General features: G+C 32.4%; 10 protein-coding genes, 4 tRNA genes and 1 riboswitch. All 14 genes read left to right on the top strand.

The annotated features are described in order from the left end of the window. Window positions 1–9: 9 nt before the first annotated feature. A riboswitch (TPP riboswitch) is annotated at window positions 10–115 on the top strand. Window positions 116–180: 65 nt separating this feature from the next. Next, on the top strand, window positions 181–708 hold the full coding sequence (thiT, locus tag BN2409_RS08220; protein WP_053956143.1) for an energy-coupled thiamine transporter ThiT: 528 nt from the start codon (window positions 181–183) through the stop codon (window positions 706–708). Between the two features lie 58 nt (window positions 709–766). Beyond that, window positions 767–976, top strand: coding sequence for an alpha/beta-type small acid-soluble spore protein (locus tag BN2409_RS08225; protein WP_053956144.1), 210 nt, complete (start codon window positions 767–769; stop codon window positions 974–976). A 72-nt stretch (window positions 977–1,048) separates the two neighbouring features. Continuing rightward, the gene (locus tag BN2409_RS08230) at window positions 1,049–1,789 is read left to right on the top strand and encodes a class I SAM-dependent DNA methyltransferase (protein ID WP_053956145.1); all 741 of its coding nucleotides are present in this window, start codon (window positions 1,049–1,051) and stop codon (window positions 1,787–1,789) included. A 114-nt stretch (window positions 1,790–1,903) separates the two neighbouring features. Further along, window positions 1,904–2,104 carry a cold-shock protein gene (locus BN2409_RS08235; RefSeq protein ID WP_053956146.1) on the top strand — a complete coding sequence of 67 codons (201 nt, stop codon included), beginning with the start codon at window positions 1,904–1,906 and terminating at the stop codon, window positions 2,102–2,104. A gap of 88 nt (window positions 2,105–2,192) precedes the next feature. Next, window positions 2,193–3,071, top strand: coding sequence for an Hsp33 family molecular chaperone HslO (hslO, locus tag BN2409_RS08240; RefSeq protein WP_053956147.1), 879 nt, complete (start codon window positions 2,193–2,195; stop codon window positions 3,069–3,071). An 82-nt stretch (window positions 3,072–3,153) separates the two neighbouring features. After that, a tRNA-Val gene (locus BN2409_RS08245) sits at window positions 3,154–3,229 on the top strand. Window positions 3,230–3,233: 4 nt separating this feature from the next. Further along, a tRNA-Phe gene (locus BN2409_RS08250) sits at window positions 3,234–3,309 on the top strand. A gap of 5 nt (window positions 3,310–3,314) precedes the next feature. After that, window positions 3,315–3,389: transfer RNA gene (locus BN2409_RS08255), tRNA-Gly, on the top strand. A gap of 3 nt (window positions 3,390–3,392) precedes the next feature. Beyond that, a tRNA-Cys gene (locus tag BN2409_RS08260) sits at window positions 3,393–3,467 on the top strand. An 86-nt stretch (window positions 3,468–3,553) separates the two neighbouring features. Next, the gene (locus BN2409_RS08265; protein ID WP_053956148.1) at window positions 3,554–5,635 is read left to right on the top strand and encodes a sigma 54-interacting transcriptional regulator; all 2,082 of its coding nucleotides are present in this window, start codon (window positions 3,554–3,556) and stop codon (window positions 5,633–5,635) included. A 274-nt stretch (window positions 5,636–5,909) separates the two neighbouring features. Beyond that, window positions 5,910–7,403 (top strand): 4-hydroxyphenylacetate 3-hydroxylase family protein, encoded by a 1,494-nt coding sequence (locus BN2409_RS08270; protein WP_053956149.1) that lies wholly within the window; start codon window positions 5,910–5,912, stop codon window positions 7,401–7,403. Window positions 7,404–7,486: 83 nt separating this feature from the next. Further along, on the top strand, window positions 7,487–8,854 hold the full coding sequence (locus BN2409_RS08275) for a hypothetical protein (protein ID WP_053956150.1): 1,368 nt from the start codon (window positions 7,487–7,489) through the stop codon (window positions 8,852–8,854). Window positions 8,855–9,412: 558 nt separating this feature from the next. Further along, complete coding sequence (gene ltrA / locus BN2409_RS08280) at window positions 9,413–10,696, top strand: group II intron reverse transcriptase/maturase (RefSeq protein ID WP_053956151.1); 1,284 nt, start codon at window positions 9,413–9,415, stop codon at window positions 10,694–10,696. Window positions 10,697–11,407: 711 nt separating this feature from the next. After that, a partial coding sequence (locus BN2409_RS08285) for a 4-hydroxyphenylacetate 3-hydroxylase N-terminal domain-containing protein (protein ID WP_278320203.1) occupies window positions 11,408–11,772 on the top strand: 365 nt, incomplete at its 3' end.

The following is an 11,772-nucleotide window of genomic DNA, read 5'->3' on the forward strand; positions in this document are numbered from 1 at the left end:
TTATAAAAGATAATATAAACGGGGAGCTAAAAAAATGGCTGAGAGGAAACTTATTTGTTTCGACCCATAACCTGATCTGGATAATGCCAGCGTAGGAACATAAGTAAGAAAATGAGCTGCATTCTTTTCAGAATGCAGTTTTATATTTTGTAATGAATATTTTTGAAGGGGGTGATGAAAATGAAAAAATTTACTACAAAAATGATTGTAGAAGCAGGGATTATGATTGCATTAGCACAAATTTTAAGCTATATTAAGATATTTGAAGGGCCTTATGGAGGATCTATTACAGCAGGAAGTATGGTACCTATCTTTATATATTCCATAAGATGGGGATGCGGGCCTGGGATTTTAGCAGGAGTTGTATATGGTATTTTACAATTTTTATTAGGAAAATCATGGTCACTACATATTTTATCTATAGTTTTTGATTATATAACTGCTTTTGGCGTTTTAGGACTTGCAGGACTTTTGAACAAAGATTTGAAAAGAGTGAATATTAGTATATGCATAGCTACTATAGGAAGATTTATTTCTCATGTTATATCTGGAGCAATTGTTTTTAAAGCGTATGCGCCAGCAGGTGAAAATCCATGGGCTTATTCTATGAAGTACAATGCAAGCTATTTGGTACCAGAATTGATCATATCCATTTTTATCATTAGTATTTTATATAAATCTTTAAAATATCATTTAACAAAACAGTAAAATAAGTATAAAAAGGGTACCCCTTGGCCATAATAAAAAATATAGGGGAGGGGTATGAATGTCTAAGAAAAACAGTGTAAAAAATAAAAAGAATAAAATAGAAACCATCGAAGACAAATGGAAATATGAAATTGCTCAAGAGCTTGGATTATTAGAAAAGGTAGAAAACTTAGGATGGGGAGGACTTACTGCGAAGGAAACAGGAAGAATTGGAGGACTTATTACGGTAAGAAAAAAACAATTGAATAAGAAAAATACAGAGGGATAGAAAATCTATCTCTTTTTGTTTGGAAATATATTATAATAAACAAGTGAAAATATAAGATAGGGGAGAGATGGAATGAAAAGCTATAGTGCTTTTGCTTATGTATATGATCAATTGATGGAAGATGTAGACTATGATGAGTGGATCGTGTATATTGAAGATATTTTTAAAAGGTATGATATAAATCCTCAAAATATAGCAGAATTAGCTTGTGGGACAGGGAATATTACGAATAGACTTGCAAAAAGAGGATATAATATGATTGGAGTAGATATAGCAGAAGATATGCTTTATGTAGCATCTCAAAAGGCTCAAGATATGGATTTAGATGTAGTTTATCTCAATCAAGATATAACAGATCTTTTATTGCCTACTCATTTGGATACTATTTTATGTATTTGTGATGGTGTAAACTATATCATTGGTGAGGAAGATTTACTCAAAGTATTTCAAGGAGTATATGATCATTTAAAGGAAAATGGATGCTTTATTTTTGATATTAGTAGTTATTATAAATTATCACAAGTATTAGGAAATCATACTTATGCAGAAAATTTAGAAGAAGTTTCTTATATATGGGAAAACTATTTTGATGAGAAAAATAGTATATGTAATTTAGATTTGACTCTTTTTATAAAAGAGGGTGACTTTTATAAAAAGTATGAAGAAGATCATATACAAAGGGCATATAAAGAAAAAGAAATCATAAATATATTAAAACAAGTAGGATTTAAAAAAATTGAATCTTTTGATGCTTTTACTTTTTTATCTCCTAAAAAAACAAGTGAAAGAGTTTATTTTGTTTGCCAAAAATAAATTTGACACTATAAACTTATAGCTAATTTGCATTGACACTGAAAATGACCTGTGATAAACTCTAGGTGTAGCAATGATTTGCTACGTATGATATTGGTTAGGAGGATTGTTTGAATGGAAAAAGGTACAGTAAAATGGTTTAATGGAGAAAAAGGTTATGGATTTATTTCAAGAGAAAATGGAGAAGATGTTTTCGTACATTTCTCTGCAATCAACATGGAAGGTTACAAAACTTTAGAAGAAGGTCAAGCTGTTGAATTTGAAGTAATTCAAGGAGAAAAAGGACCTCAAGCTACAAACGTTGTAAGAGGATAATAAAAAGCTTCAGAAAACGTGTAGCCCTCAATAGCCCTGATTGGATAAATCAGGGCTTTTATTACTATAGATGAAAAGGATGGAGATAATGAAAAATTATATACTTCGAGGAGTAGCTGCCAATAAAAGTATAAGAGTTTTTTTAGGGATTACAACAAATTTAGTAGAAGAAGCAAGAAAGATTCATCATACAACTCCTGTTGCTACGGCTGCTTTAGGAAGAACTCTTACAGGAACAGTAATGATGGGGCTTATGCTAAAAGGAGATAAAAATAAATTATCTATACAAATTAAAGGGGATGGACCTTTAAAACAAATCTTAGCAGTTTCTGATTCAAAAGGAAATGTAAAAGGATATGTTTCAAATCCTAATGTAGAGCTTCCATTAAGAGAGGACAAAAAACTAGATGTAGGAAGAGCTGTTGGAAAAGGAAAAATGATTGTAATTAAAGACTTGGGCTTAAAAGATCCATATATAGGACAATCAGATTTAGTATCTGGAGAAATCGCAGAGGATTTTACAGCTTATTTTGCATATTCAGAGCAGCAGCCTTCTGCAGTAGGATTAGGAGTATTAGTAGATAGAGATTATTCTGTAAAAGAAGCAGGAGGGTTTATTATACAAGTACTTCCTGATGCGTCAGATGATGTCATTCTAAAGCTTGAAAAGAGAATCAATGAACTTCCATCTGTGACAAAATTAATGGAAGAGACTCAAGATGGAGAAGAAATGCTAAAGAGAATTTTAGAAGGTTTTGACTTAGAAATTCTTGATAAACAAGAAGTATTTTTAAACTGTGATTGTTCAGAAGAAAAGCTTGAAAGAGCTTTGATTAGTATTGGAGAAAAAGATTTAAAACAAATTATTGAAGAAGATGGGCAGGCAGAACTTACATGTCATTTTTGTAATAGAAAATATCATTTTAACAAAGAACATTTACAAAAGCTTTATGAAGAAGCACAGTAGTTGAAGTACTTTACTACTGTGCTATGAAATGCTATTGACAAAATAGATGTTTATGTGTATAATATCTTTTGTAAGTTATTGAGGGCGCATAGCTCAGCTGGGAGAGCACCTGCCTTACAAGCAGGGGGTCATAGGTTCGAGCCCTATTGCGCCCACCATTTTGCCCAGATAGCTCAGTCGGTAGAGCAGGGGACTGAAAATCCCCGTGTCGGTGGTTCGATTCCGCCTCTGGGCACCAAATGTGCGGAAGTGGCTCAGTGGTAGAGCATCGCCTTGCCAAGGCGAGGGTCGCGAGTTCGAATCTCGTCTTCCGCTCCATATGGCGGCATAGCCAAGTGGTAAGGCAGAGGTCTGCAAAACCTTTATTCCCCAGTTCAAATCTGGGTGCCGCCTCCAATATTGAAAAATCCTAGTATATACTAGGATTTTTTGTTTTGTTATATGTTATAATAAAAATGCGAATCATTAAGGGGGGGAATGGCTTGAGAGTTCAACAAGTAATGACTAAGAATCCCATTGTCCTAACAGTAGAAGATACTTTGCATGAAGCTGTAAAAATTTTTGTGAAAAATCGTATTGATGGAGCTCCTATTGTAGATGAAGAAAGAAACTTAATAGGAATTATTACAAAAACCAATTTGATGAAATCTTTTTTAAAAAACATTCATTCAAATACAAAGGTTGGAACTTTAGCTACGAAAAAAGTAATTACCATTAGTCAAGATGCCAGTGTAGGAGAAGCTTGGGAAATAAAAGTAGGAAGACTACCTGTTGTGGATGAAAAAGGAAGTTTGGTAGGGATTTTAACTCGGACAGATATTATAAAGGCATTGTTAGAAAAACAAATAGAAGAATCTAGTGAATTAAAAGCAGTTTTGGATTTTACCAATAATGGTATCGTAATCATTGATGATCAAGGTATGATTAAGAGATGCAATGTATCCGCTATTCGTATATTGAATTTAAATAATGAGAAAATTATTGGATTGCATGCAGAAAAAATACTACCAGAGTTAAAGCTTTATCATGTGATTGAGACTCAAAAAAGTGAATACAATCAAAAAATAAAATTTAAAGAAAAGACCCTTATATGCGATAGAATTCCTTTGCTAAGAGATGGTCAAGTTTTTGGAGGTTTGATTGTATTTAAAGATAGTTCAGAATTTGAAAGCATTATCAATGAATTAAATACAGTTCAAAATATTTCTAAAAAATTAGATGCAGTGATTGAATCTTCTTATGATGGAATATATATTACAGATGGAGATGCCAATACCCTTAAAATTAATAAATCCTATGAAAGAATCACAGGTGTGAAAAGAGAAGAAATGCTAGGTAATAATATGCTCAATTTAGAAAAAAAAGGATATATTTCCGAATCTGCTACCTTAAAGGTTTTACATACTGGTAAAACTACTACGATTCATCAAAAATTTAAAACGGGAAAAAATGCATTAGTAACAAGTACACCTATTTTTGATGAAAAAAATCAAATTACATTAGTAGTTACCAACGTGAGAGATATTACAGAACTTTCTCTTTTAAAAGAACAGTTAGAAAGAAATAAAGAATTGGCAAAAAAATATTACTCAGAGATCGAAGAAATGCGTATGCAACTTTTAAATACTTTGCATATTATAGCAGAAGATGAAAAAATGCTTGAAATAGCTAGGATTGCAAAAAGAGTAGCAAAAGTAGATACTACAATACTTATTTTAGGAGAAACAGGGGTTGGGAAAGAGGAAATTGCAAAGTTTATACATAAAAATAGTAATAGAAGAAGAAAACAATTTATTAAAGTAAATTGTGGAGCAATTCCTAACACTCTTATTGAATCAGAGCTTTTTGGATATGAAAAGGGAGCTTTTACAGGAGCCAATAGGCAAGGAAAAATGGGATTATTTGAAGTAGCCAATGGAGGAACTTTATTTTTAGATGAAATAGGTGAGCTTCCATTAGATATGCAAGTAAAGCTTCTTAGGGTTTTGCAGGAAAATGAAATCAAAAGAGTTGGTGGAATTGAATCCATTAAAGTGGATGTGCGTATTTTGGCTGCTACCAATCGGAATTTAGAAAAAATGGTAAAAGAAAATCAATTTAGAGAAGACCTTTATTATCGATTAAATGTAGTGCCTATTTGTATTCCTTCCTTAAGAGAAAGAAGAGGAGATATACTTCCTTTGGTACGTCATTTTCTTTCTGAATTAAATGAAAAATATGGATGGAATAAAAGAATGAGTAAGGATGCTTTAGAAGTATTATATGAATATGATTGGCCTGGAAATGTAAGAGAATTAAAAAATATCGTAGAAAGAGTATTTATCATGAGTAATGATCACGAGATTACTTGTGAAGACTTACCAAAAACCATTTGTATGAAAAATACTTCTTCGAGATTAATAGAAGAAATTGTTCCATTAAAAGAAGCAATATCTATTGTAGAAAAAGAATTATTAGAGAAAGCTTTTGAAAAATATCAAAATGTAAGAGGTGCAGCAAAGGCCCTAGGAATTGATGCTTCCACTTTTGTGCGAAAAAGACAAAAGTATGAAAAAATGCTGTAAAATGGCAACGAATATGCAATATTGCAACAAAAGAATTTTACACATATTATTTTATATAATATTGAAAATTGAATAGGTTCAATAAATAATCTTTTAAAAAATCGTTGTGCAATTGCAACGATTTTTGTATTTGAGAAATTAATGAATGTAAAGAAAATAGGAAAAATAATGTAAAATACAAGCTTAGATGCAATTTGCAAAAAAAGGAATGCATATGGCATGAGAATTGCTTTAGTGTAGTACAGATACATATTAAAGAAGGAGATGATTTTTCATGGCATTAATGACAAAAGAACAATATTTAGAGAGTTTAAGAAAATTAGACATTAAGGTATATGTGTTTGGAGAATTGGTGAAAAATTTTGTAGACCATCCAGTAATTAGACCTTCTATTAATTCAGTAGCAATGACTTATGAGCTTGCTCAAAGCCCAGAGTATGAAGATTTAATGACGGCAACTTCTAATTTAACAGGAAAAAAAGTAAATCGTTTTACACATCTTCATCAAAGTACAGAAGACCTTATAAAGAAAGTAAAAATGTTAAGACTTTTAGGACAAAAGACAGGATCATGTTTCCAACGTTGTGTAGGAATGGATTCTTTTAATGCAGTATATAGTACAACTTATGAAACAGATGAAAAATATGGAACAAATTATCATGAAAATTTTAAAAAATATTTAGAATATGTACAAGAAAATGATTTGGTAGTAGATGGAGCTATGACAGATCCTAAGGGAGATAGAGGACTATCACCAAGTAAACAAGAAGATCCAGACTTATTTTTACATGTAGTAGAACAAAGAGAAGATGGAATTATAGTAAGAGGAGCAAAAGCTCATCAAACAGGAGCAGTAAATTCTCATGAGCATTTAATTATGCCAACCATTGCAATGAAAGAAGGAGACGAAGCGTATGCAGTATCCTTTGCCATCCCATCTGATGCAGAAGGAATCTATATGATTTATGGAAGACAATCTTGTGATACAAGAAAATTAGAAGAAGGTGCAGATATAGATGTAGGAAACAAAGAATTTGGAGGACAAGAAGCATTAGTAGTATTTGACGATGTATTTATTCCAAATGATAGAATATTCTTAAACGGAGAAGTAGATTTTGCAGGAATGTTAGTAGAAAGATTTGCAGGATATCATAGACAAAGCTATGGAGGATGTAAAGTAGGGGTAGGAGATGTATTAATAGGAGCAGCAGCAGTAGCAGCAGATTTTAATGGAGCTTCAAAAGCATCTCATATCAAAGATAAATTAATAGAAATGACTCATTTAAATGAAACATTATATTGCTGTGGAATTGCTTGTTCAGCAGAAGGATACAAAACAAAGGCTGGAAACTATCAAATAGATTTACTTTTAGCAAATGTCTGTAAGCAAAATGTAACAAGATTCCCATATGAAATTACAAGACTTGCAGAAGACATTGCAGGAGGACTTATGGTAACTATGCCATCAGAAAAAGATTTTAAACATCCAGAAATTGGACCAATTTGTGAAAAATATTTTAAAGGTGTGAATATAGTACCAACAGAACACAGAATGAGAATATTAAGATTGATTGAAAATATGACATTAGGAACAGCAGCAGTAGGATATAGAACAGAATCTATGCATGGAGCAGGTTCACCACAAGCACAAAGAATTATGATTGCAAGACAAGGAAATCTAGCCCATAAAAAAGAATTGGCTAAAAAAATAGCAAGAATAGATGAAGAAGCTATTGCACAAAGAGAAGCAGCAGCTTCACAAAAATAATCTGAGGGGGAATTTCTTCCCTCTCTATTAAAAGATAGAAAATATTTTCAAACGAATATGAAAAAATAGAAGGAGGAACATATATGGCATTAAAAAGAGAATTTGGTAAAGAACAACCTTATATTCCAGCAGGACCATTTAAGATTCGTATTCCTTTTATTCACTATCGGTTTGAATGGGCAGATTATATTCAGGGATTACTTATGTGTGCAGTTTGTCTAGGTGCTATTCCTATGCTCCAAGAATATTTAGGAATGCCTTTTGAAATCGCTATGGCAGTAGTGCTTTTAAATGGTATATTATATTGTGCTCATGTTTTTTTAGGAGATCCAGTTGTACCGGGATGGGTCACTCCAGCGATTCCACTTTTAATGATTCATGTGAGTCAATATGAAATGGGACCTGAGAGAATGCAGGCTTTGATAGCATTTGAAATGTCTTTAGGTATTTTAGCAATTTTACTAGGAATTACAGGACTGGGTAGAAAAATTGTTTCTATTGTCCCTAATGCCATGCAATCAGGAATTATACTAGGAGCAGGGTTTGCAGCGGTTATGGTTATTTTTAATAAAGGAGCAAGATTTGATACATTCCCTTTATCTATTGTGATTTGTGTAGGAATTGGTTTTTATTTATTATTTTCCAATCATTTTAAAAGCATCAGGAATAATAATAGTCTTTTAAAAATTATTTCAAATCTTGGAATGTTACCTATTATACTTTTGGCAATTTTCGTAGGTCCTTTAGTAGGAGAAGTTCCATGGCCTCAAATAGAGTGGGGAATTACAAAACCTGCTTTTGCAACACTATGGAAAGAATGGACATTTTTAGGAGTGGGATTTCCGTCTGCCGGTATGTTTATTGAAAGCTTACCTATGGTAGTATCTGCATATATTGTTTTATTTGGAGATATGATTCAATCTCAAGCTCTTTTGGAAGATGCAGGTAAGGTACGTCCAGATGAGTTGATTGATTATAATCCTAATAGATCTCATATTATATTTGGGTTAAGAAATTTAATTATGTCTATTATAGGTCCAGATTTAACCATGTGTGGGCCATTATGGGCAGCTATTCAAGTGGTAATTTGTGAAAGATATAAACATGGAAGAGAAGCTATGGATTCTATTCATGGTGGAGCAGGATCTTTTAGATTTGGAACGCTTACAGGATATTTACTATTGCCAATTGTTACCCTTTGTAAACCTATATTAGGAGTTGCTCTTGCATCTACAATGCTCATTCAAGGTTATGTTTCTGTTCGGGTAGGTGTCATGAAAGCTCGTACATTTAATGATCTTGGAATTGCAGGTATCATGGGAGCAGTTTTAGCAACTCGTGGAGCTACTTGGGGACTTGCAACAGGAATTGTTCTTTATCTATTGATTAATTTAGGAAATAAGCCAGAATATGATGTTTATATATTTGAAGAAGAAAAAAAAGTTGCTTAATCTATAAAGAAGATAGTTTATGACTATCTTCTGAGCTTGTAGACAGCGTGCCCAGCGAAGCTGTAATTTACTTGCTGATGAAAGTTCAGTCTAGGTAATTGCCAAGAAGCCTAGTAGCTATAAGACCAGTGCTATCAGAGATGGTAATACTGAAGCGTCTTGAAAATGTGCTCTAGTAGTGCTAGCAAAGATGCAGACCGTAACATAAAGTGAATCCTGCAGCACTGTTATCTCAACCCGTTAGGGAGAAAAGAGGAAGACGAGTCTCTTGTCTTAAGATGAAGTCCATGGAATGTGTGAAGAACTTGGATTACAGCACAGAAGAATCCTCTGGTGTATGGGGAGCGGTATGTATCGAAAGTAAATTATGGAACTGGGGAGACCCTACTTTACACAGCGATAGCTGTAAAGCAGATGCATATAAGCCGATAGGTGAAATTACATTCTAGTAGGGAGGGAGTCGGAGGGGAACATAGTACCAAATATGGAATGGACAACAAAACCATTCTTAGGAAAGGTTCCCTACTTTGTTCACGTTTTCTGAGGAGGTAAGAGTGAGTGAATGTCCAAAAGACTAACGACACCATAGATAAAGTTCGACAACTTCAAAGGAAACTATACCAATCAGCCAAGAGTAATAAAAGCAGAAGGTTTCATGCTTTATACGATAAGATATATAGAAAAGATGTACTTGAGAAGGCATGGAAACAAGTCAAAACTAATAAAGGAAGTGCAGGAGTAGATGAACAAACTATAGCAGACATTGAAGATATTGGGGTAGAAAAGATATTAGAGGAAATACAAATTCAAATATCAAAAGGAACATATAATCCACCACCAGTATTAAGAAAAGAAATTCCGAAGGATAATGGAAAGGTAAGACCTCTAGGAATTCCCACAGTAAAAGATAGAATAATACAAACAGCAACAAAGATAGTGATAGAACCTGTTTTTGAAGCTAATTTCAAGGAATGTTCTTATGGATTTAGACCTAAGAAAAATCAGCATCAAGCACTTGATAAAATAAGGCGAGCTTGTAATAACAAAGGAATGTGGGTGTTAGATGCAGATATATCAGGATACTTTGATAATATAAATCATATGAAATTATTACTGCTAGTTGAAAGACGAATAAGTGATAGGAGAGTAATTAAGCTTATACGAAAATGGCTAGAAGCAGGAGTAATGAAGGATGGGATAGTTGTTCAAAGTGAACTGGGAAGTCCTCAAGGAGGTGTGATATCTCCATTACTAGCAAATATTTACTTAGATTACCTAGATACGGTATGGGAGAAACATTACAAGCATTTAGGTAAACTAATTAGATTTTGTGATGACTTTGTAGTTGTTTGCAAGAACTATAAAGATGTAAAACATACACATAAAGCTATAAGCCTTATAATGCAAAGATTAGAATTGAATCTAAATAAAAGCAAGACGAAAATTATATCTTTATGGGAAGGAAAAGAAGGTTTTGATTTTCTAGGGTTTCATAATCGTAAGGTTAAGACAAAGACTATAGATGGTAGAATCTACTATACACTTATCCAGTGGATTAGTAATCAATCAATAAAGAAAATATATGACAAAGTTAAGAAGACTCTAGATAGGAAAACCCTATATGTCTCTAGTAAAGAAATGGTTAAGACATTAAATCGAAAGATTATAGGATGGCGAAACTATTATGGATTGTCACCATTCAATAAACTGGTGAAGATTGATAAATATATAAGAAAGCGGCTAGTCATTTGGTTTAACAACAAAAGACAGGCACGAAAGAGAAAAGAATTTTATGAAATAGTAAGTCGATTTAATGATATTGGCCTAAAATATGTTGCTTAAAAACTCGTAATGCAGATGGAAGAAGAACATCGGAAAGCCGTATGAGGGAAAACCTCACGTACGGTTTGATGAGGAGATGGTGGAAGAGATTAAATCAAATCCACCATTTTACTCTACAAGTCATAAAAAACGTCACTAAATTTTTAAATTTGGAAAATATATAGAAACGATCGAAAATAGCATTACAAACTCGCTATGCTCAAACAGTGTAATGCTAATGATTTTCTCACTTATTCTATATTTTCACAAATTCTCAATAAATGTTCCTTATTTTTATGACTTTGCTAAAATATAGTTTGTCTTTAGTGTGAAAGAAGATAGTTTATAACTATCTTCTTTATTTGCAATAAGAGTACAGTATAGAACAAAATGTTGATAAAATACAACTGAGTTGTAAATATGCAACAGGTATGATTTTTGGAGGAAAAGCAAGAGATTTCAGAAGATTGATTATTTTTTAACACATAAATAAAAAGTTATTGATGTAATATTGCAACTAAAGCATAGTTTTGTATAAATAAATAAAATAAACAATAAAAAAAGATTTTGTTCAAACCCAGATAAAATCACAGTAAATGCATGGTATTTCCAAAATCATACATGTGGACATGATGGCATGAAGTTTGCATATATAAATATAAGAAATCATATAAAATTTTATTGAAATATAGGTGTTAAAATAATAACAAAATGAAAGGGAGATGACTTTTCATGGCATTAATGACAAAAGAACAATATTTAGAGAGTTTAAGAAAATTAGACATTAAGGTGTATGTGTTTGGAGAATTGGTGAAAAACTTTGTAGACCATCCAGTAATTAGACCTTCTATTAATTCAGTAGCAATGACTTATGAGCTTGCTCAAAGCCCAGAGTATGAAGATTTAATGACGGCAACTTCTAATTTAACAGGAAAAAAAGTAAATCGTTTTACACATCTTCATCAAAGTACAGAAGACCTTATAAAGAAAGTAAAAATGTTAAGACTTTTAGGACAAAAGACAGGATCATGTTTCCAACGTTGTGTAGGAATGGATTCTTTTAATGCAGTATATAGTACAACTTATGAAACAGATGA

This window comes from Inediibacterium massiliense, assembly GCF_001282725.1.
GTDB lineage: Bacteria > Bacillota > Clostridia > Peptostreptococcales > Thermotaleaceae > Anaerophilus > Anaerophilus massiliensis.

Excerpts from the sequence above, each read along its gene's own strand:
- BN2409_RS08235 (WP_053956146.1), top strand. The coding sequence starts at position 1,904 with ATGGAAAAAGGTACAGTAAAATGGTTTAATGGAGAAAAAGGTTATGGA.
- hslO (WP_053956147.1), top strand. The coding sequence starts at position 2,193 with ATGAAAAATTATATACTTCGAGGAGTAGCTGCCAATAAAAGTATAAGA.
- thiT (WP_053956143.1), top strand. The coding sequence starts at position 181 with ATGAAAAAATTTACTACAAAAATGATTGTAGAAGCAGGGATTATGATT.
- BN2409_RS08275 (WP_053956150.1), top strand. The coding sequence starts at position 7,487 with ATGGCATTAAAAAGAGAATTTGGTAAAGAACAACCTTATATTCCAGCA.
- BN2409_RS08270 (WP_053956149.1), top strand. The coding sequence starts at position 5,910 with ATGGCATTAATGACAAAAGAACAATATTTAGAGAGTTTAAGAAAATTA.
- BN2409_RS08225 (WP_053956144.1), top strand. The coding sequence starts at position 767 with ATGTCTAAGAAAAACAGTGTAAAAAATAAAAAGAATAAAATAGAAACC.
- BN2409_RS08230 (WP_053956145.1), top strand. The coding sequence starts at position 1,049 with ATGAAAAGCTATAGTGCTTTTGCTTATGTATATGATCAATTGATGGAA.